Source organism: Anaeromassilibacillus sp. An250 (assembly GCF_002159845.1).
GTDB classification, from domain to species: Bacteria; Bacillota; Clostridia; order Oscillospirales; family Acutalibacteraceae; genus Anaeromassilibacillus; species Anaeromassilibacillus stercoravium.
Genome location: NZ_NFJK01000012.1, coordinates 78,081 through 104,169 on the forward strand (window position 1 = coordinate 78,081; position 26,089 = coordinate 104,169).

At 54.5% G+C, this 26,089-nt stretch carries 22 protein-coding genes; 3 read left to right on the forward strand and 19 right to left on the reverse strand.

Annotated elements, in window-relative coordinates; genetic code table 11:
- Positions 1–10 precede the first annotated feature (10 nt).
- Together ymfI and B5F54_RS11480 are read left to right on the forward strand one after the other, a co-directional pair.
- The gene (ymfI, locus tag B5F54_RS11475; RefSeq protein ID WP_087234307.1) at positions 11–733 is read left to right on the forward strand and encodes an elongation factor P 5-aminopentanone reductase; all 723 of its coding nucleotides are present in this window, start codon (positions 11–13) and stop codon (positions 731–733) included.
- A 257-nt stretch (positions 734–990) separates the two neighbouring features.
- Positions 991–2,103 carry a DUF3298 and DUF4163 domain-containing protein gene (locus B5F54_RS11480; protein WP_172749719.1) on the forward strand — a complete coding sequence of 371 codons (1,113 nt, stop codon included), beginning with the start codon at positions 991–993 and terminating at the stop codon, positions 2,101–2,103.
- A gap of 54 nt (positions 2,104–2,157) precedes the next feature.
- On the opposite strand, the gene B5F54_RS11485 is transcribed toward B5F54_RS11480, so the two are convergent.
- The 18 genes from B5F54_RS11485 to B5F54_RS11570 all read right to left on the reverse strand — a co-directional run bounded on the left by B5F54_RS11485 (position 2,158) and on the right by B5F54_RS11570 (position 22,391).
- The gene (locus B5F54_RS11485) at positions 2,158–3,540 is read right to left on the reverse strand and encodes a glycine--tRNA ligase (protein WP_087234311.1); all 1,383 of its coding nucleotides are present in this window, start codon (positions 3,538–3,540) and stop codon (positions 2,158–2,160) included.
- Between the two features lie 63 nt (positions 3,541–3,603).
- Positions 3,604–4,026, reverse strand: a complete 423-nt coding sequence (locus B5F54_RS11490) for a GtrA family protein (protein WP_087234313.1) — start codon at positions 4,024–4,026, stop codon at positions 3,604–3,606.
- 219 nt (positions 4,027–4,245) lie between these two features.
- The gene (locus B5F54_RS11495; protein WP_140400371.1) at positions 4,246–4,953 is read right to left on the reverse strand and encodes a hypothetical protein; all 708 of its coding nucleotides are present in this window, start codon (positions 4,951–4,953) and stop codon (positions 4,246–4,248) included.
- A 76-nt stretch (positions 4,954–5,029) separates the two neighbouring features.
- Positions 5,030–6,463 carry a S41 family peptidase gene (locus tag B5F54_RS11500; RefSeq protein ID WP_087234317.1) on the reverse strand — a complete coding sequence of 478 codons (1,434 nt, stop codon included), beginning with the start codon at positions 6,461–6,463 and terminating at the stop codon, positions 5,030–5,032.
- Between the two features lie 254 nt (positions 6,464–6,717).
- Complete coding sequence (locus tag B5F54_RS11505) at positions 6,718–8,085, reverse strand: murein hydrolase activator EnvC family protein (RefSeq protein WP_172749720.1); 1,368 nt, start codon at positions 8,083–8,085, stop codon at positions 6,718–6,720.
- Positions 8,086–8,252: 167 nt separating this feature from the next.
- The gene (locus B5F54_RS11510; RefSeq protein WP_172749721.1) at positions 8,253–9,509 is read right to left on the reverse strand and encodes a murein hydrolase activator EnvC family protein; all 1,257 of its coding nucleotides are present in this window, start codon (positions 9,507–9,509) and stop codon (positions 8,253–8,255) included.
- Positions 9,499–10,455: a permease-like cell division protein FtsX gene (gene ftsX / locus B5F54_RS11515; RefSeq protein WP_087234319.1), complete on the reverse strand. Its 957-nt coding sequence runs from the start codon at positions 10,453–10,455 to the stop codon at positions 9,499–9,501. The genes B5F54_RS11510 and ftsX overlap by 11 nt, the downstream gene beginning before the upstream one ends.
- The gene (gene ftsE / locus B5F54_RS11520; protein ID WP_087234321.1) at positions 10,442–11,134 is read right to left on the reverse strand and encodes a cell division ATP-binding protein FtsE; all 693 of its coding nucleotides are present in this window, start codon (positions 11,132–11,134) and stop codon (positions 10,442–10,444) included. The genes ftsX and ftsE overlap by 14 nt, the downstream gene beginning before the upstream one ends.
- 342 nt (positions 11,135–11,476) lie before the next feature.
- Entirely contained in the window at positions 11,477–12,562 is a 1,086-nt protein-coding gene (locus B5F54_RS11525; protein WP_087234323.1) for a PucR family transcriptional regulator, read from the reverse strand.
- A 210-nt stretch (positions 12,563–12,772) separates the two neighbouring features.
- Positions 12,773–13,885 carry an ABC transporter ATP-binding protein gene (locus B5F54_RS11530; RefSeq protein WP_087234325.1) on the reverse strand — a complete coding sequence of 371 codons (1,113 nt, stop codon included), beginning with the start codon at positions 13,883–13,885 and terminating at the stop codon, positions 12,773–12,775.
- Between the two features lie 209 nt (positions 13,886–14,094).
- The gene (locus B5F54_RS11535) at positions 14,095–14,820 is read right to left on the reverse strand and encodes a pseudouridine synthase (RefSeq protein WP_087234327.1); all 726 of its coding nucleotides are present in this window, start codon (positions 14,818–14,820) and stop codon (positions 14,095–14,097) included.
- Between the two features lie 158 nt (positions 14,821–14,978).
- The gene (locus tag B5F54_RS11540; RefSeq protein WP_087234329.1) at positions 14,979–15,608 is read right to left on the reverse strand and encodes a DUF4830 domain-containing protein; all 630 of its coding nucleotides are present in this window, start codon (positions 15,606–15,608) and stop codon (positions 14,979–14,981) included.
- A 229-nt stretch (positions 15,609–15,837) separates the two neighbouring features.
- On the reverse strand, positions 15,838–16,377 hold the full coding sequence (locus B5F54_RS11545) for a hypothetical protein (RefSeq protein WP_087234331.1): 540 nt from the start codon (positions 16,375–16,377) through the stop codon (positions 15,838–15,840).
- Positions 16,378–16,443: 66 nt separating this feature from the next.
- Positions 16,444–16,977 (reverse strand): hypothetical protein, encoded by a 534-nt coding sequence (locus B5F54_RS11550; RefSeq protein WP_087234333.1) that lies wholly within the window; start codon positions 16,975–16,977, stop codon positions 16,444–16,446.
- Between the two features lie 239 nt (positions 16,978–17,216).
- On the reverse strand, positions 17,217–19,283 hold the full coding sequence (locus B5F54_RS11555; protein ID WP_087234335.1) for an elongation factor G: 2,067 nt from the start codon (positions 19,281–19,283) through the stop codon (positions 17,217–17,219).
- Positions 19,284–19,638: 355 nt separating this feature from the next.
- On the reverse strand, positions 19,639–20,577 hold the full coding sequence (gene fba / locus B5F54_RS11560; protein ID WP_087234337.1) for a class II fructose-1,6-bisphosphate aldolase: 939 nt from the start codon (positions 20,575–20,577) through the stop codon (positions 19,639–19,641).
- A gap of 242 nt (positions 20,578–20,819) precedes the next feature.
- Positions 20,820–21,614, reverse strand: coding sequence for a DNA-3-methyladenine glycosylase family protein (locus B5F54_RS11565; RefSeq protein ID WP_087234339.1), 795 nt, complete (start codon positions 21,612–21,614; stop codon positions 20,820–20,822).
- A complete protein-coding gene (locus tag B5F54_RS11570) occupies positions 21,615–22,391 on the reverse strand; it encodes an enhanced serine sensitivity protein SseB C-terminal domain-containing protein (protein WP_087234341.1) in 777 nt (258 codons plus the stop codon).
- 484 nt (positions 22,392–22,875) lie between these two features.
- Between B5F54_RS11570 and B5F54_RS11575 the strand changes: the two genes are divergently transcribed.
- Complete coding sequence (locus tag B5F54_RS11575) at positions 22,876–24,291, forward strand: TrpB-like pyridoxal phosphate-dependent enzyme (protein WP_087234343.1); 1,416 nt, start codon at positions 22,876–22,878, stop codon at positions 24,289–24,291.
- 179 nt (positions 24,292–24,470) lie between these two features.
- Here B5F54_RS11575 and brnQ read toward each other — a convergent pair whose 3' ends face one another.
- Positions 24,471–25,859, reverse strand: coding sequence for a branched-chain amino acid transport system II carrier protein (gene brnQ / locus B5F54_RS11580; protein ID WP_087234345.1), 1,389 nt, complete (start codon positions 25,857–25,859; stop codon positions 24,471–24,473).
- Positions 25,860–26,089 lie beyond the last annotated feature (230 nt).

Here is a 26,089-nt window from a genome sequence, read left to right on the forward strand (position 1 = left end):
GGCACATACTATGAGGACAGCTCTTGTGACCGGCGCTTCGCGCGGGATCGGTGCAGCCATTGCGCGCGGGTTGGCTGCGGACGGCTACCGCATTGCCGTCAACTATCATAGCCGCGAAGCCGATGCCAAGGCGCTTTGCCGGGAATTGCAGCAAATTGCCGGCCTTCCGCACATCCTTGTGCGCGCGGACGTCTCGGACCGCTCCCAGGTAGAATCCATGTTCCACACCATTGGTGAAGTGGATGTGCTTGTCAATAACGCAGGGATTGCACAGCAAAAGCTGTTCACCGACCTGACGGAGGCGGATTGGGATCGCATGTTTGATGTGGATGTCAAAGGCGTTTTCCATTGCTGCCAGTTGGCGCTCCCACATATGATCCATCAGAAGAGCGGGGCGATTGTGAATATCTCTTCGATGTGGGGGCAGGTGGGCGCATCCTGCGAAGTACATTATTCCGCCGCCAAAGCTGCTGTGATCGGCTTCACGAAGGCCCTTGCAAAGGAACTGGGGCCGTCCCACATCCGGGTCAATTGTATCGCTCCGGGCGTGATCGACACGGAGATGAACGCCCTGTTGGGCGCAGAGGCCCTGGAAGCCCTACGGGAGGAAACGCCTCTGGAACTGCTCGGTTCCCCGACCCACATTGCGGACGCCGTCCGGTTTCTCGTCTCCGACCGCGCATCATTCATCACTGGCCAGGTCCTGGGCGTAAACGGTGGCATGATTATTTAAGTAGAGAAGCGACTATAGACACATATAAATGAAGTGCGTCCTGCCTCTTTGAAAACGCTCCGGACTGCTTTGCGCTCGGAAGCGTCCCTGAAAATATGCATATTTGTTATAGGCTTTTTCAAAGACATTACGGATTGAAACCACAGCTTACAATTGTGTCATTTCTATTGCGATTTTTTTTAAATTCCTTATAATGAATGCAGACAACTTCTTTGAAACGATATGCATTTTTTCAAGAAACAAAAGGGAGAATTCCTATGAAATATATGTTGATACGCGTATGTGCAATGATGTTAGCGGTATGCCTCTGTTTGTCCACAGGCGGATGCACCAATCAGGAGGCTCCTTCTTCTGGTACCATCTCCTCTTCCCAGAGCTCCTCCTCCAATTCAGGCTCCCAACCTGATCTCGTTGGGTCTTCGCAGGCACCGCTTCCGGAGGCGCAACCGACCATATCCGCGCCAACGATCTCCATTGAGAACCAAACCGAGGGGAACATCCAGCGGAAAATCGTCACACCGCACTTCTCCGGATTTCCCGGTGCGGACGAGCTCAACGCAAAAATTGTGGCGGAGCAACAGGATGCCATGGCAGACCTGGAGGAAACCGCAGCGGGAAACGGCGGCGCGGGACAGGCGTCCACACTGTTCTACCAGAGTGTATTCGACTACCAGGACAGCGGGCTGCTATCGGTCTGGCTGACCAATGAAACCTACACCGGCGGCGCGCATGGGATGAGCTGGGTTAGTTCTTATAATGTAAACCCGGAGACCGGCGAATTCTACGAGTTCCGCGATCTCTTCCGGAATCCGGAAGAAGCGATCCCGGAAATCACGGATAAAATCCTTTCCCATTTGAAGAACATCTTAACGGATGAATCGCTCTATGAAACCGCATCAGAGGCCGTGCGGGCGTTGGATGGCAATTATTCGTACTACCTCGACGGCGAAAATCTGGTCGTCTATTTTCAGCCATACGACGTGGCCCCCTATGCCCTTGGGATCGTCCGTGTGCCGGTTGCCCTCTCTTCCCTGCCTGATATGACGGTGGCCCTCCGTGCGGCATCGGCGCGCAGGACTATCCGGGTAAATGGGCGGGACACCAGCTTGAACCGCAACATGATGATGGGTTCCGGAGGCGATACAGCGGTGCTCCTTCCCGTCCCAGAAACGGCGCGCCTCTGTGGGCTCCAAGCCACGGTAAAGAACCAAGCCTGCCAGATTGGTGGAAAGGAATACCCGGTCACCTATGCCAACGGGGGCGCTTTTATGACCTTATCGGATTTTCTCGCCATCGCGCCGGACGATTCCAACCATCTGGTTGCCTACGGATCGGACGACGTCCTGCGCATTTATACAGCCGAAACGTAACGTTTCTATAAAAGAAGAGGCCGGAACCGCATGGGTTCCGGCCTCTTCCGATTTTTAGAATTGGATCTTTTTCAAAATGTAATGCACCAGGTCGTCGATCTTCACACGCTCCTGCTCCATGCTGTCGCGGTCACGGACGGTAACGCAGCCGTCGGTCTCGCTGTCAAAGTCATAGGTGATGCAGTATGGTGTGCCAATCTCATCCTGCCGGCGATACCGCTTGCCAATGGAACCGGCGTCGTCGTAATCCACCATAAAGTGCTTGGTCAGGCGGTTGTAGACCTCCTGCGCCTTATCGTTCAGCTTTTTGGAGAGGGGCAACACAGCAGCCTTGAACGGCGCGAGCGCCGGATGTAGGTGCATGACTACGCGGGTGTCCTTCTTTTCTGCATCGACCACCTCTTCGTCGTATGCGTCGCAGAGGAAGGCCAAAGTCACACGGTCCGCGCCGAGGGACGGCTCCACCACATAGGGGATGTAGCGCTCGTTGGCCTCCTGGTCGAAATATTCCAGGCTCTTGCCGGAGTGCTCCTGATGCTGCTTGAGGTCGTAGTCCGTGCGGTCTGCAATGCCCCAGAGCTCGCCCCAGCCGAACGGGAACAGGTACTCGATGTCCGTGGTGGCTTTGGAATAGAAGGAAAGCTCCTCTTTGGCGTGGTCGCGCAGGCGCATGTTCTCCTCCGTCATGCCGAGGGACAGCAGCCAGTCGCGGCAGAAGCCGCGCCAGTATTCGAACCATTCCAGATCGGTGCCCGGCTTGCAGAAGAATTCGCATTCCATCTGCTCAAATTCACGGATACGGAAGATAAAGTTGCCCGGCGTGATCTCATTGCGGAAGCTCTTTCCCACCTGGCATACGCCGAAGGGGACCTTTTTACGCGTGGTGCGCTGGATGTTGTTGAAGTTTACGAAGATGCCCTGGGCAGTTTCCGGGCGGAGATAGAGTTCATTTTTCGCATCCTCCGTCACACCCTGGAACGTCTTAAACATCAGGTTGAACTGGCGGATGTCCGTAAAGTTAGAGGAACCGCAGTTCGGGCATTTGATGTCGTGCTCTTTGATGAAATCCATCATCTGCTGGTTGCTCCAACCGTCCGCCGGTTCCCCGGTGAAGTCCTCGATCAATTTATCGGCACGATGGCGCGTTTTGCAATCGCGGCAGTCCATCAGCGGGTCGGAGAAGCCGCCCACATGGCCGGAAGCCACCCAGACCTCCGGGTTCATCAGGATTGCGGCGTCCAAACCGACGTTGGTGGGGCTTTCCTGGACGAACTTCTTCCACCAAGCCCTTTTCACATTGTTCTTAAACTCCACACCGAGCGGGCCGTAATCCCAGGAATTGGATAGGCCACCGTAGATTTCAGAACCCGGGTAGACAAAGCCGCGGCTTTTGCAAAGCGCTACAATTTTTTCCATGGTCTTTTCCGTTGCTAACATGTAAAATCCTCCATTGGCCGGGGCGCTGGCTGCGCTCCGTTGATGATATTGGGGAAATGCGCTCTACTGCGGGCGTTTGAAAATAAACAGTTTGCTGAACACATAATTGAGAACAATTACAATGACATTCATGAGGACTTTTGCCAGCCAGTCGTTCCAGGTGAGAACGTCCACCAGCAGCCACATGCCTGCGGTATCCACCGCGAGGGAAAACAGGCGCGCACCCACAAAGGAGACCAGCTCCCGCAGCACCAACTTGGCCGCAAAACTTTTGCTTCGGAACACAAAGACCTTATTGGTGAGGAAGGCGAACGCGACGGAGAGCACCCACGCGAGCGTATTGGCCGTCAGCAACTGCCATTGCAGGACATCCCGCAGCAGCCCAAAGGAAAGGATATTGACCGCCGTGGTCAGGATGCCGAACAAAATGTACAGAAGCATCTCTGGGGCAGTCAAGAACCGCCAAATTTTTTTCAGCTTTTCCACATGAATCCCATCCTTTTCGTATGTTTATAGTTTATCATTCTATCCGCCGGCTTGCAAGGCAGATTTTTGCTTTCATACTTTTCAGATGCTGTCCAAAGAACCCCCTCTTCACAGCTAAGGCTGTGAAGAGGGGGTATCCTTTTTCTATCAGATCTGGAGGTTTTTATAAAGTGAACGGTTTTCCAAACGGATAAGCAACAGCGCTCATGCCGCTCACCTCTAAAAGCTTCCATTTTGTCCAGAGGCTTTGGCTTCTTTTACCTTCTTCCATCCATCTATGTACTTTTCTTTCGCTTGAAGGTAACGAATATCCAATTTTCGAATGATTACAAAGCAAAGGATTGTTGTGATCACAATGACAGCCATACGGAACAAATTTGCGGCATCCAGCATCTTCGAAAAATCGATTCGTATCATTGCCAATAGAGAACAGCAAGCCGTAATCCCATAATATAAGTATGCGTCAATAGATGCCTTTCCCTTGGAAAACAGCTTGTCATAGTGGTATAAATTCGTCTCCCATTGAAAGTCCTTGCCCTCTAAGAATACGATCAAATAGGCTGCAATCCTACACATTCCCAATAATTTATCTATAATGATTTTATAGGCCGGGAGGATAATGCAAAGCGGCAAAAGGAACAGCAATGGTTCCTTTTGACTAAATGCAATCGTCAGCAAAGCGATCGTCACCGTGTACATGACATTCCGGTAACTCTCCGCAGCGCTGTTATTTTTCATGATTTCTTCCCTTAAAAAGAGATATTCCTCTTTTCGTTCCATTTTTTCTATCTCCCTGCACGGGCTTTTCGCTCTTTTTACGGCCATAAGGCTACTCTGCTTCCAAGCAGACCCCTTATCTTCTTTATAGGGCGGTTTTCCAAAAGGCAGCCATAAGGGAGAAAAACCTCTCTCTGCAAAATTCACCAAACCCGCACACGGCTGGGGATACCTTCTTACATCTTCTGGTTTTCTGGCAACCCCTTGTGCTTCCCAGGAAAAACGTTTATCCTGCCGTGCTGCTGGACGTACTGCTTTCTTCCGTCGGCTGGGTCCCTTCCGAAGAGGCGGCGTCCTCACCGGTTGCCGAACCTTCCCCGGCCTCCTCCGGGATGGCGTCCGTCCCCTGCGCGCTCTGCGTCCCGGGGATTTCTGCAACTGCCGCCCCTTGGCGTACCAATGCGCTGACGGCGGCTTGCAGCTGCGCATCATCGGTATGGGCTAGTTCATCGCGCGCCAGCAAGTCCATCTGCTCCTCGGTCAAGGTGGCGGATATATCTGCGGCAATCCCTACGCCGTTGAACACGGTCCCTCCCGGCGTCAAATAATTCGCCACGGAAAGCGTAATCGCAGAACCGTCCGAAAGGGGGATGACCTCGTCCTTTGTGCCATATCCCGCCGTCGGTTGTCCGACAACCAGGCCCTTTTTGAATTCCTTTATATCCGCAGCAAAAATTTCTGCTGCGCCAAAGGTGGTCTCATTTGCAATGACGCTGATCGGAAGCGCAATCTCGTTGGATTTCGATGTATATTCCACCGTCGTCTGCCCATTCTTATCCTGCGTGGTCACCAGGTTGCCCGCCGGCAACAGGGTGTCCAGCATGGACGCCATCGCCTCCACGCTGCCACCGGAATTGTTCCGCAAGTCAATTACCAAACCCGCTACTTTCTGCTTATTGAGCGAGGAAAGGGCGGAATTGAATTGCTCGACGCTGCTGTCGTTGAATTCAGAGATTTTGATGTATCCCACATTCCCGTTGATCACGGACGAAGTAATGCTCTGCTTGGTGTATTCCGCCCTGGTAACGGTGATTTCCAGATACTCCCCCTGCGGTTCCGTCCCAGACGAGTCTGTGCCGTCCGCAACAGTATTCTCGCTCTCCGCGGCGGCTTCTGTAGGCTGGGCTGCGCGGTAAATCCCCAGGGTGACGGTCGTTCCGGCTGTCCCGTCCAGGCGGTTGAGCGCGTCGCCATACGTAATCCGGACAATCTCGCGGCCGTCCATCGAGACGATGGTATCGCCCTTTCGGATGCCGCTCTGCTCCGCGGGGGAATTCGGCATCACCTGGATGACTTCCATGTTGCCGTCCTCGTCCATGGCTGTTTTAATCCCAACGCCGGTGTTTTTCCCTGCCGTGCCGGTCTGATAGGTCTTATACCGTTCCGCGGACATGTACTGGGCCTGTAAATCGCCCAACCCCGCAATATATCCCGCGCAAATGCCATCGGTCAACTGCGTTTCGTTAATCTCACCGACGTAGTCCTGCCGCGCCTTTTGGTCGATCTCACTGAGCTTTGTGTACATCGCCTGCCGCTCGTTGACGTCGGCCACCTTTTCATTGAAGCTGTTCATCGCGTATACGTATGTCAGGGATACGGTGACCGCCGCTGTGATCCCAGCAACAGCAACTGCCGCCCCCAGAGATATTTTCTTACCCATCACATATCATTCCTTACTATGCAGGTATTTCCATCTTTCCGCCCCGCATCCATATTCCAAGAACCCTTTCATCCCTGAAAAAGATTCCGGCGGAGCCTGTTCATGTGTCCCCGGCCTTTTTTACTATCATACCGGATTTCGTTTTCTTTTTATACGGCCAAATGTAAATTTTCTGTCAATCCTACCCGTTTTTGGCCCTTTCCAGCCATATATTGCCCGCTCCAACGGTCCCATCCGCTGTTAACCATTGCTGGTCAACCTGCGGAAAACCAATTGAATGGGTTCTGCCGGACGCCGTCGACGCGCACTTCAAAATGCAGATGCGGGCCTGTAGAATCGCCTGTACTGCCCACATAGGCGATGGTCTGGCCCCGTTCCACCTGCTGGCCCGTGCTCACTGCCAAGCTGCTGGCGTGTGCATATAGGGTGGAGTAGCCGCCGCCGTGGTCGATCATCACAAAGTTGCCATAGCTGTTGTCCCAGCCCGCTTTTACTACCTTTCCGCTGTTCGCCGCCACAATCGGCGCCCCATCAATGCTGTTTCCATTGGTGCGGTTGATGTCGATCGCCTTGTGGTCGCTGCTGTAGCCGCAGGAAATGTGGGTATATCCCGGCACTGGCCAAGTAAACTGCCCGCCCACGTATTCCAGAGGGGCGTCGTTCACAACCGGTGGCGCGGAGGATTCCTGCTCGGGTTCTTCCACCGGCTGTGTGGAACTTTCGCTTTCCTCTTGGTTTTGCTGCGCCTGTTCCTGCTGTTTCCGCTGCTCTTCCTCCTGCTGGCGTTTGAGCTCCTCCTGTTGGCGCTTCTGCTCCGCATAATAATCGGCCCACCACTGGTCGATCCGGTCGCCGGCCTCATTTTCTCTCCGGCGGATCTCCTCTTCCTCCATGGAGAGCGCGTCGCTCTCCGCCAGGATACCCTGTTCCTGATTGGCAATGCCGTCCAAAACATTCTGCGCTTCGCTCTGCAACGCCCCCAATTCGGTGCGCTTTTGATCCAAGGTGCTCTTCGCTTCGGTGAGATCGGCCCGGTTCTGCTCAATCTCCGCTTTCTCCGCCGCAATCCCCTGCATCTCTTCCTTGAGGCCATTGATCAATGCGACGTCATGCTCCGTAATGCTGCGGAGCAAATAGGTCTTATTGGCCAGATCCATTACATTTTGGGAACTTAGGAGGATCTGTAGGGTACTGGCTTCCCCTGTCTTATAGATTGCGCACAAGCGCTTTTTCAATTCATCAAAGGTCGTATTGACTTCCTGCTGCTTGCCGGAAAGTTGTGCTGTCTTCTCCTGGATGCTGGTGTCCAGTGTTGAAACTTGCTGGTTTAAAACATTGATCTGGCTCTGGACATTCTGCATCTGGCTGTCCAGGGTTGCCTTATATTCCTGCTGCTTTGACTTATCCGCGCGCAGTTGGTCCAGCTTTGCTTTCGTCGCTTCCTGCTGTTGCTCTAATTTCTCACGCTGCTGCTCCAGCTCCTGCTGTTCCTGCTGGAGTGCATCCAGATCCCCCTCGGAAACGGCCGCGTCAGCGCACCGAAGCGACGTGGTAGAGGAGCACAGCACAGCTACCGCCGCCAGAACCGCGGCCACGCGCCGGATTTTTTTTGACTGCTTCATGGATTCCCTCCTTTGCACAACCCCTTTTATCCGATTTGAAACAGGCATGTCCCGCCGGAAATCCCATCCGCCGCAGGGCCTGCCACCCGCAAGCAACGACGGATCTGCGGACGCCGCTGCGGGCGCCCCTTCCCAAAAGGACATGCCTGTCTAAAATGCGCTTCTAATTAAGAGAACCAATTGAACGGGTTCTTCCGCACGCCGTTGACACGAATCTCAAAATGCAGATGCGGCCCCGTCGAATTCCCGGTGCTGCCAACATAGGCGATGGTCTGCCCGCGGCTCACGGTTTGCCCTTTGCTGACCGCCAGGCTGCTCGCATGGGCGTATAAGGTCGAATATCCACCGCCGTGGTCGATCATCACATAGTTGCCATAGCTGTAATGCCAGCCTGCCACAACCACTGTACCGCCGTTTGCCGCCACGATCGGCGCGCCGGAAATGCTCTTTCCGTTGGTCCGGTTGATGTCGATGGCCTTATGGCCGCTGCTGTAACCGCAGGAAATGTGCGTATAGCCCGGCACCGGCCAGGTGAACTGCCCGCCTACATAGCTCTCTGGCGCCGTGGTGTTGCTGCTTCCGCCGCTATTCCCACCGCTGCTTCCACTGTTCTGGGAGGCATAATAATCCGCCCACCATTGGTCGATTTCCGCGGCAGCCTGTGCCTCTTCCTGCTCAATCCTTCTCTGTTCCGCAGCAAGGCTGTCGCTCTCCGACTGCATCGACTGCTCGTTTGCGGTCAGCTCATCCAGCACGCGCTGGGCCTCGCTTTCCAACGTACCTAATTCGTTGCGCTTGTTATCGAGCTCCGTCTTCGCTGCGGCGACCTCTTGGCGGTTCTGCTCGATCTCCGCCTTTTCGTCTGCAATGGACTGCAACTCTTCTTTGAGCGTATTGATCAATTCTGTGTCATGCTCGGTGATTACCTGCAAGAGATGGGTCTTATTGGCAAGATCCATCACATTCTCGGAATTCAAAAGGATCTGTAAGTTGCTCGCTTCGCCCGTCTTATACAGGGCACAGAGGCGTTCCTTTAGCTGCTCATAGTTAAAGTCAATGTCGGCCTGCTTGTCGGCAATCTGCTCTGTTTTTTCCGTAATGTTTTGATCCAGTGTGGAAATTTGCTCGTTCAGCACCGTGATCTGGCTCTGGAGGTTTTCCATCTGCTGATCCAGTGTATTTTTGTATTCCAGCTGTTTTTCTTTATCCGCCTTCAAACTGGCCAGCTTCTGGTCGGTTGCCGCCTGCTGCTTGGCCAACTCCTGCTTCTGCTGCTGCAAGTCCTTTTGCTTCTGTTGCAGATCGGAAAGCTGGTCGGACGAGGCTGCATCCACATGCAGCTGGATCGCGCCCGGCGCGCAGAATACGGAAAACGCCAATACCAATGCCACAAACCCCTTGAGCCATCTCTTCTTACAGGCCACCTAAATCTCCTCCTTCTTTCTTCAGGTATTTACCGAGCGTAATCAGGCCGCCCAGGGCGCCAAACAAGGCGCCGGCCAACATAAAGATCAGAGTAATGCGCCAAGTGATGGGCCCGATGTCCACCGGCGAAAACAAGGGGATCGACGCAATGGAGGACACCAGCTTGTTATAGACGAGCACCAGCAACCCGCTGGCCACCCCGCCGGACAGGAGGCCGATAATCACGCCTTCCACGATAAAGGGGACCCGGACAAACCAGTTTGTCGCACCCACGGATTTCATAATGCTGATTTCCAACCGCCGTGAGAACATCGTCACACGGATCGTATTGGAAATGATAAACAGGGAAACAAGGCTCAAAATCAGGACAATCCAAAAGCCTACGGAGGTCACTAGGTTGTCCAAGCTGGTGAGCTGCTCCGCGATGTCGGAATAATCGATGATCTCGTCCACGCCATTGATCGCTTCAATCTGCGCCGCCGTCTCATCATACAGATTCAGGTCCTTCATCGAGATGCGGAACGCATCCGGCAGGAAATTTTCATCCCCCAAAAGGCCCTCCAATACGGTGCCGTCGTCGCCCAGCATATCCAACATATTTTGCACAGCGTCCTGCTTTGAGACAAATTCACATTCTTCAATATTGTCCAGCTGCTTGATCTCCTGCCCCACCCGGAGGCTGGTCAAGGTGGGCAGCCCTTCTTGAAGGTAGACCGTCGTGGAGTTGTTCCCCTCCAGCGACTTCATAGCCACATCCACATTCATGGAAAAGAGCACCGCCGCGCCCGTCAACAGCAGGCAGGAAACCAGCACGCCAACGGAGGCGAAACTCATGGTCCGGTTGCTCCAAATATTCTTAACGCCCTCTTTCAGCAAGTACCCCAAGCTGGAAAGCCGGGAACCGGACCGTTTCTTTGGGGTACGTACCGTTTTAATCTTGCGCATCTGGTTCCACCTCCATCGAAGCTGTATCGGCCACGATCCGGCCGTCATGAATCTCTACCACACGCTTATGGAAGTGCTTGACCAAAGAGTGCTCATGCGTCACCATGAGGATGGTGGTCCCCCTCCGGTTGATCTCGCTGAGCAGGTCGACAATTTCAAACGAGAGCGCCGGGTCGATATTCCCGGTGGGCTCGTCTGCGATGATGAGCTTCGGGTTGTTGACCAGTGCGCGCGCAAGCCCAACACGCTGCTGCTCGCCGCCAGAGAGTTCGTTCGGGCGGCATTTCTGCTTATCCTGCAAATTTAGCAGGCTCAATATGTAGGGCACGCGCTTTTTGATTTCGCTCTGTGTGGCCCCGATCACATGCATAGCGAAGGCCACGTTTTCATAGACCGTCATGTTATCGATCAAACGGAAATCCTGGAAAACGATGCCCATCATGCGCCGGAGATACGGGATCTCCCGCTTTTTTAGGCTGGTAATATGGGTGCCGTTGACGATAATATCGCCCTCATTGGGCGTTTCCTCACACATAATCAATTTCAAGAACGTACTCTTTCCGGCGCCGGAAGAGCCTACGATAAATACAAACTCCCCGTCTGCAACGGTCAAATTCACATTTTGCAGTGCATGTGTCCCGTTGCTATATGTCTTGCTCACATTTTTAAATTCAATCATTTTCTCTCTCCCAAAGCCCTGCGGTGCATAAAAACCGCGCCAAGGGCGCAGATCCCCCTTGGACCATAAAAGACCGGTTATCAAAACGCCGTGCGGTTTTCAAAGCACACGATGGTTTCTATCTCGAAACGGGATGTTCCATCCCCGCGTAATTACCATATCTGCCCAGCCGGTGCGGCTGTAAGCCGTTTCAACAGGCCGTTTTCTATACACAGAACAGCACCCACCGGCATGTTTACATAATACCAATGGGTGCTGTATTTATTGTTTTCAAAAAGAAATAATTTGTAATATTTTTGTAATTTTTTAAGCTTCCGACAACCTCCGGCAAAAATCCCTCTATTAGAACTTGACCGGATTCGAAGAAAGGTACTTTTTGACCATCAGCGCCACTTTAAAGACGATTGCGTCCTCGAACTCGCGCAGGTCCAGACCGGTGATCTTCTTGATCTTCTCCAAGCGGTACACCAGCGTATTGCGGTGTACAAACAGCTTACGGGATGTCTCCGAGACATTCAGGTTGTTCTCAAAGAAGCGCTGGATGGTAAACAACGTCTCGTGGTCCAGGGACTCGATCGAGCCGCGCTTAAAGACCTCTTTGAGGAACATTTCGCACAGGGTCGTCGGCAACTGATAGATCAGACGCGCAATGCCCAGATTGTCATAGCTGACGATGGCGCGCTCCGTATCGAACACCTTGCCGACCTCCAAAGCAACCTGCGCCTCTTTAAAGGAACGGGCCAAATCCTTGATGCCAACTACAATGGTGCCGATGCCGACCACGCAATGCGTATAAAATTCGCTGGAGAGGGTATCCACAATGGAACCGGCCAGCTTTTCCAAGTCCTTCGGTTCAATGCCCGCCCGGATCTCCTTGACCAACGCAATGTCTGTCTCGTTGATGTTGATGATAAAATCCTTGCTCTTATCCGGGAAGAGGTTCTGGATCACATCGTAAGCGGAAATATCGGACTTGTTTGTAATCTTAATCAACATGCAGACCCGGCTGACGTCGGAATTAAAGCGCAGTTCCCGCGCTTTCAGATAAATATCGCCGGGAAGGATATTGTCCAAGATCACGTTTTTAATAAAGTTGCTGCGGTCATACTTTTCATCGTAGTATTGTTTGATGCTGCTCAAAGAGATGGCAAGCAGCGATGCATACCGGCTGGCTTCCGGGTCTGAACCGGAGACAAACACCGCATATTCCGGCCGCGGCCTGCTGCCAAAGGATTTGTAGGTGTAACCATTCACCACAAAGGTTCCCGGAGCTGCCAAGACATCGGCGGTAATGCTGTCGTTGACCTCGCCGATCCGCCCCAGCTCGCTGCAGGCAATAATGACGGACGTCTCGTCGATCACACCGATTGTGCGGTCAATAGCGTCCCTCATCTGGTGAATAACCCCTTGAAATAGTCTGTTTGACATGCTGCTCCCTCACTTTATCTATATTTGCTAATCTTGATGGTGGATTCTATAAAAAGGCTACATATATTTTACATAAAAGCAGCACACATTTCAACTATATATCACAAAATAAAAAATTTTTTTGTGGAAATTGCCGCGTAATTTACAATTTGTTCATATTTCAGAGGGCTATTTTTCTAGCTGAGCTTTCCCAAGCCACAGAAAGCCTGTTCAACGCCAAATCGTATGCTCTGTATCGCTGTCGAAAAGCTTTATTTTCTCCATATCAAAGGCGATTTGGATCTGTTCGCCGCTCTGCCGCATCGCATCTGCGTCAACCCCTGCTGTGATGGAATGTCCGCTGCACGTCAGATAGAGATAGGATTCCCCGCCAACGGACTCCATAACCTCGACTTCTGCATTTACAACGCCCTTTTCCATTTTTTCCACAAAGGCGGGATCGTCATGGACATCCTTCGGGCGCACCCCCAGGACAACGTTCTTGCCCACATAGCTCTTCAAAACGCCGGTTCCATCCCAGCCTTGCGGCATACGCACGGCACTCTTTCCGAACGTGAACGTATAATCCGAACCGTCCGCGCCCACCTTGACATTGAGGAAATTCATCGGAGGATTGCCAAGGAAGCCCGCCACAAACTGGTTGGCCGGGGACGCATAGAGTTCTTCCGGCGCACCTGCCTGCTGGATAAAGCCTTCCTTCATTACGGCAATCCGGTCCCCTAAAGCCACCGCTTCGGCTTGATCCTTCGTTGCATAAAGGATGGTGATCCCCAACCGCTTATGAAGTTCGCGAAGCTCCTTCCCCATTTGCGCGCGCAGTTTTTCGTCCAAATGGACAAATGGCTCATCCAAAAGGAGGACCTTATGCCCTTGCACCATGGCCCGGGCCAGCATTACCATCTGCTGTTGCATGGAAGTAAGCGCGCCCGGCTTTCGGTCCAGCAACGGATCGATTTGCAACAAGCCGGCAACCTCCTGCACATGCCGTTCCACCTCTGCCTCCGGCATCCGGTGCATTTTTAGGCGGAACGCTAAGTTCTCCTTGACCGTTAACTCCGGATAGAGAACGTGGTTCGGCAGGACCATCGCGATGTCCCGTTGCTGCGGAAAAAGCTGATTCACCACCACGCCGCCGATATAGATATCCCCTTCGGTTGGCGTCTCCAGGCCGGCAATGAGCTGGAACAAAGTGGACTTTCCGGAGCCTTCCGGACCCGCCACAACCAGGAACTCCCCTTCGGCCGCTTCCAATGTGCAATCCCGCACCGCTACCACTCCATTGTGGAACGTCTTACAAACATGCCTCAATGATATGTTCGCCATATTACAAATCCTCCAAAAAGCGAGTCTTTCCTAAATTCCGTCAAGAACCCTGTTTCCCTCTGCAACGATGAAAAACAAGCGTCCCGTCCCTATGTCAAAAAACGGGGCTAGTCCTTATCATATCAGATGCCCCCCTATTTGAACAGGCGATTTTTACCCAAAAATGCAACAACACCTTTATGAAAATCCGCTAAAAGACAAATGCTTTCTTAAAGCGCTACAGAATCTTTCGCACGAAAGATCTTGTCCCGTTCTTCCGGGCGGAGCGGACGCGCCTGCCCGGGGGCCAACGCAGGGTCCAGTTCCAGCGCGCCGATACGCAGGCGTTTGAGGTGCAACACGGTCTTTCCAACCGCGTGGAACATGCGCTTGACCTGATGGAACTTGCCCTCGCAGATCTGCACCTGCACCCGCGTAGCATCCAACAGCCGGAGCTCCGCGGGCAGGCATATGCGGTCGCCCAATTCGATTCCAGCGGCAAAGGCTTTGACGTCTTCCTGGGTGGCCGGAAGGTCCAGTTCCGCCTCGTAAAGCTTATAGACGTGGCTCTTTGGCGCCAGCATCCGATGGGCAAAATCCCCGTCGTCCGTAATCAATAGCAGCCCTTCTGTATCGCGGTCCAACCGCCCTGCCGGGAAAAGACCACGGCGTTTCAACTCCGGGGGCAAAAGATCCAACACGGTCTCCTGGCGTGCGTCCCGCGCCGCCGAGAGCACCCCTGCGGGCTTATTCATCATAATATAGGAATACCGCTGGAAATGGAGCGCCTGTCCTTCCACCGCGATGGCGTCCTGCTCCGGATCCACCTTGCTGTCCGCTTGGCGCACCACCTGCCCATTGACGGTTACCGCACCGCGCCGGATCAGCGCGCCGGATTCCTTCCGGCTCCCGATATTCTGCGAAGCCAATACCTTGTCCAACCGTTCCTTTGGCATGTTTTCACATCCATCCAAATTTGATTCCTCTATTATATCGGTTTTCCCCCGCGAATACAATCGTTCTTTCCGCAAAGAGCAAAATCCTCCCGCTGGCCAAACGCACGAACATGGCACGATGCCGCGAACGTTTTGCGGCATCGTGCCATGCCTTTTCCTCAGTCCGTCGGCCAGGCGTTCGCGGGGATCTCCGAAGAGGAGACAGGAGCTCCCTCGGACGAAACCGGCGCCTGGGACGAAACCGGGGCCCCGGAAGAGACCGCGCTCTCCGGAAGGGCGGAGCTCACAGCAGAGGAAGCCGTGCCCGCATTCCCACTGCCCAGCGCGTCAAATGGGAGCATAAAACCATCCAATTCCGTGGAACAGATGTCGCCGCCGACCACACGGTCCTCAAAGACCAACAAATTGGCATGAACCGGGGTTTCGGCTGGATAATTGGTCACCTCGTAAACCCATTGACGGCAGACCTTTCCCGCCAATGGTTCCAGGTCAAAGCCCTGTTGCTTTTGCAGGGTGTTGTATTGGGTGTACACCTCGTCGAATGGATCTGGGATGGCCACATCCCGGATCTCCAAAGGTTCCGTCTCCACCTGCCAGCCGAATTGTGCCAAGAAAGCGACGCGCTCGTCATTGCTGGAGGCCAGGCAGCTGTACCCCTTGGCGTTTCCGGATTCCGCGGCAGCATTCCATTTCCCAAAGGCCAAAAATACCGTTATAGCCACCAAAATCACCGCCAGCGCAACAATCACCCACTTCTTCTTTCCCGCTTTTATGGAACATACAAACATAACGGATCCCTCCCCGCGGCGGCCGCCGCTTTTTCATCTCTAATGAATATGCGCCAGCACAGGGAAACATGCCTTTCCTGCGCTGAGGAAGACAGCAGTAAGAAAAAGCACCCACCCCGGCAGTTTGCCGGAGCGGGTGCTCGGGGGAAGTTGAAGATCTAAGAAAGAAGATATTTGCAAGATTTCAAATCGATAGAAAACGATTTTAGCTTAATAAACACAGGGGATCTTATTCAACAATGTCGAACTGGAAGGTGATGTTGCCCCAATAGGTGCCGGTCACCGGAATGATCTTGGACGGGATGACTCTGTAGCGGTACTCGCCGTCCTCATCAAAGGACATCACTTCTTTATTGAGTTCGCTGACAAAGTGGGATGTACCGTCCTTATAGAAGCCCTGCACCTCATACGGCACATAGTTGTGGCCGCGATAGAGCGCGAAATCCGGGCAATCGTCCGGCATGCCGGACTTGCGGGTGCTGGTAATCGAGAGCACAATCTTGCCGCCGTTCAAATTCGAGATGCCTTCCGCCTTGAACGTGGAGGTTGTGCCGCCCTTGACGAGCTGTACGCCCATCGGGATGGTGATGGTATAGGTCGGCTCCGCCACAGCGTCATATTCCAGTTCTACGCTGGCTTTGCCATTGATAAAGGAATCCTGATCGAAAATGACACTGCCGGGGTTCACGTCCTTTGCCGCTGCAAACGCGGAGGTCGTCATACCGGCCGCCATCAGCGCTGCGAGGCAAAACGCCATTGCTTTTTTCATAATTTGTTCCTCCATTATTGTAGAAATCTCTATCTAAATGCCCCTGTAAAGGGATCAGAATAGACGTTAGCCAACCAGCAGCTTTGTTTTGACGTTCGCCCCATTCATCTGGGTATTGGTATCCAAAGAATAGGTACTGATTTTAATCGTCGCCTCATATTCACCTGCATCCAGCGCACGGGAAAGCGTCTCTTCCTGGATGGCCTTGCCTGGCGCTACCATCTTCGAAGTGTACAGTGTCTCGCCCGTCTCGTCCAAAACCAGCTCAAAAATAAAGTAGCAAGGGTTTTCTTCCGGGTTCAGGAGCAGGATCTTAACATCTTTCTCCCCAGCTGGCAGAGCGATGGACGCATAGCCCGGGATCTTGATCCCCTGCTCTTCGCCATTTGCGCTCGGCGGTGTGTTGCCATTCCAGTCCTGCGCCGCCTCGTCGAGATCGGGGGTGAACGTCTGCTCCTCGTTATACGGGGCATCCACCCATTCCTGGTAATGCATCCCTGCAAAAACACCCGCACCCATCAAAAGCAACATACACAGGATACCGGCAGCGATCAGCACGCCCTTCTTCTGGGCGCTCCATGTTTTCTTGTTTTCTTCCATTTTTTAACAACCTTTCCCATCCGGCTTTGATAAGCCGTATCAATTCCCTACGAAATTTACCGATACATAGAATAGATGGGCAGCGTTAAAGGCATGTTTTCCCTTTGTTAAATCTAGGCAAAAAATAAAGCAGCCGTTCCAGTCGAAATGGACTGGAACGGCTGCCGGTTCTCTTACATAAATTTTACAAAAACGTTCTGCTGGGAAAGGCGGCTTTTTCATGCCCCTGCTGGAAGCCTTTATTCGGCATCCGCCTTGGCCTGCTCGATCACCTTCTGGGCAACCTGGGCGGGCGCTTCTTCATAGCGGGTAAAATCGAAGGTATAGCTGCCGCGTCCCTGGGTAACCTGGCGGACAAATGTACAGAAGTCGTGCATCTCTGCCACCGGGACCTCTGCCTCGACCGTCTGCTTGCCGGGGCCTGCGGGCTCCATGCCCAGCACGCGGCCGCGGCGCTTGTTGACCTCGCCCATGATGTCGCCCATGTTCGCGTCCGGAACCGTGGCGCGCAGGGTGCCAATGGGTTCCAACAGCACCGGGCTGGCCTGCGGCATACCTGCCTTGTACGCGAGGGAGGCCGCGGTCTTAAACGCCATTTCCGAGGAATCCACCGGGTGATACGAACCGTCATACAGCGTGGCGCGCAGGCCTACCACCGGATAGCCAGCCAACGGGCCGTGCGCAATGCACTCCTGCAATCCCTTCTCGACCGCCGGGAAGTAGCCCTTCGGGACGGAACCGCCCACAACGCGCTCTCCAAACTCCAGGCCCTCGCTGTCGCAGGGCTCGAACTCGATCCACACATCGCCGAACTGGCCGTGGCCGCCCGTCTGTTTCTTATGGCGTCCCTGGACCTGCACCTTCTTACGGATGGTCTCGCGGTACGGGACACGCGGCTGCTCCAGCGTGACCTCCACGCCGAACTTCGCTTTCAGCTTGGAAACGATGACATCCAGATGCTGCTCGCCCAGGCCGCTGATGACCATCTGATGGGTCTCGGCATTGTTTTCAAATTTGATGACCGGGTCCTCTTCCATCAAACGGAACAGGCCCTGCGCCACCTTATCCTCTTCGCCCTTCTTTTTCGGCAGGATGGCCATGGAGAGCGTCGGGACCGGATAGGTAATTCCGTCCAAGGTGACCTTGCGCGTCGGGGAGCACAGCGTGTCGCCCGTGGAGACGTTGCCTAGTTTGAGCACAGCGCCGATGTCGCCCGCCGTGATGCAGCCCATCTCCTCCTGCTTTTTGCCGCGCATCATAACCGTCTTGCCGATGCGCTCCAAGTTGCCCGTGCGCATATCGATGAGCTGGGCGTCCGTCGCAACCTTGCCGGAGATGGTCTTGATGAAGGACATCTTTCCAACGAAGGGGTCCGCGATGGTCTTGAAGACGATCGCCGCCGTTGCACCGTCCGGGTTGACCGAAAGCTCGACCGGGTTCCCATCGATGTCGGCTGCAATCTCGCCGCTCTTTTCCAAAGCGGATGGGGCCAGCCAGGTCAGGCCGTCCAGGAACTGCTCCATACCGCGCATCAGGAGCGCGTCGCCGCAGAACACCGGGCAGATCGCGCCGGATTTGACGCCCTTGCTGACGCCCACGATGACCTCTTCCGGCGTAAAAGGCTCGCCGGAGAAATATTTCTCAAACATCTCGTCGCTGGTCTCCGCAACAGCCTCATAGATTGCCGTGCGCAGGCCCTCCAAACGGTCGCCCATGGGCGGCATGGCCACTTCAACGGGCTTGCCGTTCGAGTAATCGTAGGCCTTATATTCCAAAATATTGACATATATGTTTGCTTTGCCATCTTCGATGTACGGGACAACCACCGGGCAAACCGAGGGGCCGAAACTGGCCTTCAAGTCCTCGAACACGCGGTAAAAACGCGCGCTCTCATCGCACAGGCCGTTGACAAAGAAAATCTTCGCCAGGCCACGGGCGTCCGCCGCTGCAACTGCCTTTTCCGTGCCGACGTTCACGCCGTCCTTGCCGGAAACCGCAATCAGGACCGAATCCGCCGCGCGCACCGCTTCACACATGGCCCCCTCGAAGTCAAACAGTCCGGGAGCATCCAGCAGATTGATCTTATGATTTCTCCACTCCAGCGGGGCGATTGCCGCGCTGACGGTTGTTTTTCTCCTGATTTCCTCGGGGTCATAGTCGCATACCGTATTCCCCTCGCCGACCTTGCCAAAGCGGTCTGTGGCGCCGGAAAGGTAGAGCATGGCCTCCGCGATGGAGGTCTTGCCTGCTCCGCTATGCCCCGCAATTGCAATGTTCAGAATATCTTTTGCATTGTACAATTTCACCTTAAAAACTCCTTTCAGGGGTTGATTGGTACAACTTTACAATTGTTCAATCAAATTAATAACAATTATATCGTATTCTCACAAACATTACAAGCCAAAATGCAAAAATTAACGGAATAGAAATAGAAAGTTTTTCTGGAAAGTTATAAATTGCATGCAATTCTCTGTATAGTTTATACAAACTGGGTTCTCTTTTCTGGCCAAATGCGCGAAAATCCAAGGGTTCCCCCAAGAAAGGACGCAAACCGAACCCAAAATTTTGCCGTTCCGTCCTGCCGAAAATGCATAGAAAAAGCCGCCGCCCTTTCCGCAGTGGAAAAGGCGGCGGCAAACATTTCGATTGGAAGCGTTACAATTAGGCTTTGCCCTCGCAGCCGAGAACCGTCTTGATCTTATGCTCCACGAGGCCCTGGATGGCGTCGCGCGCAACCCCCAGATACTGGCGGGGATCGAAGTGGGACGGATTCTCCGCAAAATACTTGCGGACGGTTGCGGTCATCGCGAGGCGGAGGTCGGAGTCCACGTTGATCTTGCAGACTGCCTTGGCTGCCGCTTCACGCAGCATCTCTTCCGGGATGCCGATTGCGTCGGGCATCTGGCCGCCGTACTGGTTGACCATCTGCACAAACTCCGGGAGGACAGAGGAGGCGCCGTGCAGAACGATCGGGAAGCCCGGCAGGCGGTTGGAAACTTCCTCAAGGATATCAAGGCGCAGCTTCGGCTTCTGGCCGGGTTTGAACTTGTAAGCACCGTGGCTCGTGCCGATTGCAATGGCAAGGGAGTCCACGCCTGTCCGTGTTACAAAATCCTGTACCTCGTCCGGATCCGTGAACTGTGCTTTGTCGTCTTCTACCTTGACGTCGTCCTCAACGCCGGCAAGCTTGCCGAGCTCGGCCTCTACCGTGACGTTGTACTTGTGTGCATACTCGACCACTCTGCGGGCCTCTTCCACATTCTCCTCATAGGGCTTTGCGGAACCGTCAAACATGACGGAGGTGAAGCCGTCGTCGATGCAAGCCTTGCACATCTCAAAGGACGGGCCATGGTCCAAATGCAGGGCAACCGGAATATCCGGATTCTCTTTTACAGCGGCCTCGACCATCTTTACCAGATAGGCCGGGTGCGCATACTTGCGGGCGCTGGAAGAAACCTGCAGGATCACAGGGGCCTTCAGCTCCGCGCAGGCGCTCATAATGCCCTGGATGATTTCCATATCGTTAATATTGAACGCGCCGATCGCATAGCCGCCGTCGTATGCCTTTTTGAACATTTCCTTGGTATTTACCAATGCCATTGGAATCACTCCTATCTTTTAGATGCCCTTATTATACCGCATATTCCACAAAAAAGAAATACCTTTTGGCAAAAAAGCAAGCGGAGAATGGGCGAGTTTGTAAGCCGCAGCGAATCTGCAAAAAATTGGCCGGACCCAACAAAACGTATCCTCCTTATGGAAAGCCATCGGACCAAAAACCGGGCACGGGGCGAAAACGCCCGTGCCCGGGATGGTTGTTTGAATTGGTCTTTTTGACGACGTTAAGCGCTCACGGATTGCCCGCCCGGCGGCGCCGTGCGGATATAATGGAACAGGTATTGCTGGGCAATGCCGGCATACGGGCCGAAGTCCTCCGGTTTCCTGCCGGGGAACCATTCCTTCATGGCGCGCTTCATCCACACATCCATTGGGAATGCTTCCAGCCGGTGCAGGCCATAGAGCAACGCGCAGTCCGCCACCTTGGGGCCCACGCCCACAATGGCCATCAGCTGCTCGCGCGCCTGTGCAAGGGGAGCGGCCCGCAGGGCTTCCAGATCGACTTCCCCGGAAGCCACCTTCCGCGCCGCGTCGAGTATGTACCGCGCGCGGAAGCCGCAGCGCAGGCACGCGAGGTCCTCTTCCTCCAGGCCGGCAAGACGTTCCGGCGATGGAAAACACCGGACCCCTTGCTCCATCTCCTCGCCAAAGGCTTCGCACAGCCGCGAAATGATCCCTTTGATCCGGGGGATGTTGTTGTTCTGGGAGATGATAAACGAACAAAGCGCCTCCCACGGGTCCTGCTGCAAAATCCGTATCCCGGGCGCAAAGGACGCAGCCTTTGCCAAAACCGGGCTGGACGCGGACAAGGCCTCCCGGATGGCCGCATAATCGCGGTCCAGGTCAAAATACGCGCGCCAGAAGGGATCGTCCATGGCCGCTTCCATATGATCCTGCGAAACACACAGGGCCTTCCCCCCGGCGGTCCCCCGATAGGAGCCGTCCGGCTGGCGGTCCCAGCGGAAGCACTGCCCGCATTCCAGCGTCGCCCCCAAGTCAAAATCGCGCAGGGCGGTCATTTAATCTTCCAACTCCACGTCGATGCCCTTGCGGTAGAACGGCTTCTTGTCCTCGATGGCCTGTTTGCCAAATTTGCCGCTGGACGGCATCAGATCCAGGAATTCGCCCGCCTTCATCGCCTTATGGCAGGCATCGACCGTCGCTTTAAAGAGTTCCTGGTGGTTGACGCCCTGGGTCAGGCTCACGATCACCAGATGGTGCGGCTCATTCATGTTGGTCTTATAATTCGCCGTGAACAGCCATGCACTGAGCACTTCTGTGCGGGTCTTAAAATATTCGCACAGCGTCTGCACCAGCTCCTTCGGATACGGATCGGGCTTGGAGAGCACCACCATATCCGGGCTGATCGGGCGTTGCTGCAACGGATTGGCGATTTGCTCCATCGTATTGGTGCGGATCACCAGGTTCTGGCTTGCCGGGTTGACCACAAAGCCCGCGACCTGCCCCTTTTGGCCCAGGACCAACGTGCGCAGCTCGGTAAAATCGAGCGTCATGGCGTCCTTTGTGTCGGGCGCCCATTTTTTGAGTTCGTCCATGTCGGAGAACATTGCAAAGAAGCTCTCCCCTTTTGTGGTGGTCGCTGCACGGAACTTCACCTGGGTCTGCTGGTTCGGCTTGCCTTCTTCGGGACTCGGATCCAGCGTCACCGGGGTGATGTAGTGCATTTTCCGCATCTCTTCGATCAGTTCCAGTTCGTCTTTCCTTGTTTTATTTGTATCAAACTGCTTCAGTTTGCTGATAAACGCAGGATTTTGAACAGGTTGGTTAAGCTGCATAAATTGGTACCTCCTGAAAATTTGGTATTTGTATGATTATATCCCTATAACGCACATTTTGCAAGTAAAACACTTTCTTCTCCCTGTATTATTCACCACATGTCCCTAAAATCCAGCGGAAAATAAAAAATTTGTTTCTTACCCTTGACAAATGGCATTTCCATTTCTATAATGAAATTAACAAAAGAAACCGTTGAGTAAGGAGAGTACATAGGCAAAGCGCTCAAAAGAGAGCCGCAGGCGGTGCGATTGCGGCGGGCAGCGGCTTATGGAATGGGCTTACGAGGGCGGGGCGAACGGACAAAGACAGTCCCAGTAGCTGCCGACGGGAACTCCACCCGTTACCAAGGGAGCGCGTATGGAAGTATGCGGAACAAGCGGCGCGAAGGCGCAATCCGGGTGGTACCGCAGGAGTGAATGCTCTTGTCCCAGAAAATGGGGCAAGGGCTTTTTTGTTTATAAAAATCAAAAGGAGGAAATTCGCATGGCAAAGATTCCACACAGATTTAATTTAACAGAGGAACAGATGCCCACGCAATGGTACAACCTGCGTGCGGATATGAAAGAACAGCCCGACCCCATGTTGAACCCGGCAACCCTGGAGCCGGTCAAGACCCCAGAGCTCTATCCGATTTTCTGCGAAGAGCTGGCGGCGCAGGAGATGGACAGCACCACGCGGTACATCGACATCCCCGAACCGGTGCTCAATATCTATAAAGCCTACCGGCCCTCCCCGCTGAACCGCGCATACGATCTGGAAAAATATCTGGATACCCCGGCAAAGATCTACTTCAAATTTGAAGGGAACAACACCTCCGGCAGCCACAAGCTCAATTCGGCTGTCGCGCAAGCTTATTACGCCAAGATGCAGGGCATCACCAGCCTGACCACAGAGACCGGCGCTGGGCAGTGGGGCACCGCCCTTGCGGAGGCCTGCGGCTATTTCGGCATCCCGCTGACCGTGTTCATGGTAAAGGGTTCCTACAACCAAAAACCCTACCGCAAAGCCATCATGCAAACCTTTGGCGCGAATGTCATCCCAAGCCCGAGCGATACCACGAAGGTGGGCCGCGCCATCCTGGAAAATAACCCGGACACGACCGGCAGCCTGGGCTGCGCCATTGCCGAGGCCATTGAGCTTGCCACCTCGACGGAGGGCTGCCGCTATGTGCTCGGCTCCGTCCTGAACCAGGTTTTGCTGCACCAGTCCATCATCGGCTTGGAAGCGAAAAAAGCCATGGACATCCTCGGCGAATATCCCGACATCGTCATCGGCTGCGCCGGCGGCGGTTCCAACCTCGGCGGCCTGATCGCGCCCTTCATGCAGGATAAGCTCTTGGGCAAAAAGAACCCATATTTCATCGCGGTCGAACCCGCTTCCTGCCCGTCCCTGACGTGCGGCCTCTATGCATACGATTACTGCGACACCGGCAAGGTCACGCCGCTGGCGCGCATGTACACACTGGGCAGCGGCTTCATCCCGTCTCCGAATCACGCGGGCGGCCTGCGCTACCACGGCATGTCTCCGATCGTCTCCAAGCTCTACCACGACGGCTGGATCGACGAAGCCCGTTCCGTCGAGCAGACGAAGGTCTTCGAGGCTGCCATGCTGTTTGCGCGCGTGGAGACCATCCTGCCCGCGCCGGAATCCTCCCATGCGATCCGCGTGGCGATCGACGAAGCGCTCAAATGCAAGGAGACCGGCGAGGAAAAGACCATCCTGTTCGGCCTGACCGGGACCGGCTATTTCGACATGGCCGCCTACACCTCCTTCATGGAGAAGACCATGACCGACTACATCCCGACCGATGCGGACCTGCAGCCCGGCTTCGACTCCCTGCCGAAGATCCCCGGCCGTCCGGCGGAACCCGCCCGCGATCCCGCACCGGCACGCCGGTAATGGGAAACCGGCAACGAATTTGACATCTTCTTTCAACACCTGAAATCCAATCAAATACAAAGGGACCGGAATCCATGATTGTGGATTCCGGTCCCTTTTTCCACGCTTTTGTTTGCAAAGGCATCCTGTTGTGCGGCGGCATCTTCGCCGCGCCGCCCTATCCCATGCGGATAACATTTTTATACGGAAGTCTGGGAAGGCACAGCCTTTTCGCCGCCGGTTGGGTTCTTTTTCCCCCCGATATATCGGACCAGAAGGCCGATCAACAGCCCCACCAATGCGGGGCAGATCCAGCCAAAGCCCTGGCTGGCGAGCGGGATCCAGGTGTCCGCCAGCCTGACCACAGGGTCCAGATGCAGGGCAGTACGCACGCCTTCGGGCAGCGCCCGGAGAAAGTCAAAGGCCGCCGCTGCCGCTGTAAAGCCGGCCGTCCATTGCAGGACCACACGGTCGTTGTGGAACGCCTTCCCGCACAGTGTCAATAGGATCAACACAATCGCCAGTGGATAGAGGAACATCAGGACCGGCGTGGAGTAAGCGATAATTGCATCCAGTCCAACATTCGCGATCAGGAAGGATAGGATGCAGAACAGCACTGCCCACACCCGGTAAGACGGCCCGCCCGGGAACATCCGCACGAACGTCTCCCCGCAGCTGGTAACCAGCCCGACCGCCGTCTTCAAACAGGCCACTGTAATCGTGGCTGCCAGGATGATGGCCCCGGCCCCTCCGAAATAATGCTCTGCAATCTGGGCAAGCGCCTCTCCGCCGTTGCTTGCCACATCAAACATCCCGCGGCTCTGTGCGCCCACAATCGTGACCAGCACATAGATCAGCGCCATCAGCAGCGAACTAAAAATCCCGGCATACACCGTACGTTTTGCCACTTGCCCCGGTTCCTTGACGCCCAGCCCGCGGATTGCCTCCACCACAACGATTCCAAACGCAAGCCCGGCCAGCGCATCCATGGTGTTGTACCCTTCCAAAAGCCCTGTGGAAAACGCATGCGATGCATAGGCGCCCGACGGGGCAATCTCTGCGAAGTTCCCCAGCGGGGAAACCAATGCGCGCACCACCAGGATTGCCAGGAAGAAGAGGAACAGCGGGTTCAGCACCTTCCCGATCCACGTCAGGATTTCCCCCGGCCTGAGCGAAAAGAACAGCACCACGCCGAAAAAGAGCAGGGAGAACACCGCCAGTCCCACGGTCTGCCCCGCTCCGGGCAGGACCCGTTCAATCCCGACCGTGTAGGAAACCGTCGCGCATCTGGGGATCGCAAAGAACGGCCCGATCGTAAGATAAAGAACGCAGGTAAAGAAAAGCCCGTACCGTTTCCCGACCCGGCTGCTCAATCCCAGAAGCCCATCCTCGCGGCTGACTCCAAGGGCGGCCACCCCTAAAAGCGGCAGCCCCACCCCGGTGATCAGGAAGCCAGCGGACGCCTGCCAAAGGTTCCAGCCTGCCATTTGCCCCATGGAAGCTGGAAAAATCAGATTGCCCGCCCCAAAGAACATGCCAAACAGCATACTCGCCACAACAAGAAGTTCTTTCAACGTCCGTTTCTCCATCGCACAATCCCCCAAAGATTTTCCTGACGATATGGTTGTTTTTTCCATTATACCGCGCTTTATCCGTCCGGTAAACCCCGGCCTTTGCTCTTCGGCTGAATAAGCCTGCCAGTTGACGATGGGCATGATTCGAAAGAACCGGAGTCCGCAAAATGAACTGCACCCCATTTGTTAGACAGTATGATATACTGGATAACAAGTGGGGTGCTTTATTATGCCAAAAGGGATAC

Excerpts from the sequence above, each read along its gene's own strand:
- ymfI (WP_087234307.1), top strand. The coding sequence starts at position 11 with ATGAGGACAGCTCTTGTGACCGGCGCTTCGCGCGGGATCGGTGCAGCC.
- B5F54_RS11480 (WP_172749719.1), top strand. The coding sequence starts at position 991 with ATGAAATATATGTTGATACGCGTATGTGCAATGATGTTAGCGGTATGC.
- B5F54_RS11485 (WP_087234311.1), bottom strand. The coding sequence starts at position 3,540 with ATGTTAGCAACGGAAAAGACCATGGAAAAAATTGTAGCGCTTTGCAAA.
- B5F54_RS11500 (WP_087234317.1), bottom strand. The coding sequence starts at position 6,463 with ATGGGTAAGAAAATATCTCTGGGGGCGGCAGTTGCTGTTGCTGGGATC.
- B5F54_RS11505 (WP_172749720.1), bottom strand. The coding sequence starts at position 8,085 with ATGAAGCAGTCAAAAAAAATCCGGCGCGTGGCCGCGGTTCTGGCGGCG.
- ftsX (WP_087234319.1), bottom strand. The coding sequence starts at position 10,455 with ATGCGCAAGATTAAAACGGTACGTACCCCAAAGAAACGGTCCGGTTCC.
- ftsE (WP_087234321.1), bottom strand. The coding sequence starts at position 11,134 with ATGATTGAATTTAAAAATGTGAGCAAGACATATAGCAACGGGACACAT.
- B5F54_RS11525 (WP_087234323.1), bottom strand. The coding sequence starts at position 12,562 with ATGTCAAACAGACTATTTCAAGGGGTTATTCACCAGATGAGGGACGCT.
- B5F54_RS11530 (WP_087234325.1), bottom strand. The coding sequence starts at position 13,885 with ATGGCGAACATATCATTGAGGCATGTTTGTAAGACGTTCCACAATGGA.
- B5F54_RS11535 (WP_087234327.1), bottom strand. The coding sequence starts at position 14,820 with ATGCCAAAGGAACGGTTGGACAAGGTATTGGCTTCGCAGAATATCGGG.
- B5F54_RS11540 (WP_087234329.1), bottom strand. The coding sequence starts at position 15,608 with ATGTTTGTATGTTCCATAAAAGCGGGAAAGAAGAAGTGGGTGATTGTT.
- B5F54_RS11545 (WP_087234331.1), bottom strand. The coding sequence starts at position 16,377 with ATGAAAAAAGCAATGGCGTTTTGCCTCGCAGCGCTGATGGCGGCCGGT.
- B5F54_RS11550 (WP_087234333.1), bottom strand. The coding sequence starts at position 16,977 with ATGGAAGAAAACAAGAAAACATGGAGCGCCCAGAAGAAGGGCGTGCTG.
- fba (WP_087234337.1), bottom strand. The coding sequence starts at position 20,577 with ATGGCATTGGTAAATACCAAGGAAATGTTCAAAAAGGCATACGACGGC.
- B5F54_RS11565 (WP_087234339.1), bottom strand. The coding sequence starts at position 21,614 with ATGACCGCCCTGCGCGATTTTGACTTGGGGGCGACGCTGGAATGCGGG.
- B5F54_RS11570 (WP_087234341.1), bottom strand. The coding sequence starts at position 22,391 with ATGCAGCTTAACCAACCTGTTCAAAATCCTGCGTTTATCAGCAAACTG.
- B5F54_RS11575 (WP_087234343.1), top strand. The coding sequence starts at position 22,876 with ATGGCAAAGATTCCACACAGATTTAATTTAACAGAGGAACAGATGCCC.
- brnQ (WP_087234345.1), bottom strand. The coding sequence starts at position 25,859 with ATGGAGAAACGGACGTTGAAAGAACTTCTTGTTGTGGCGAGTATGCTG.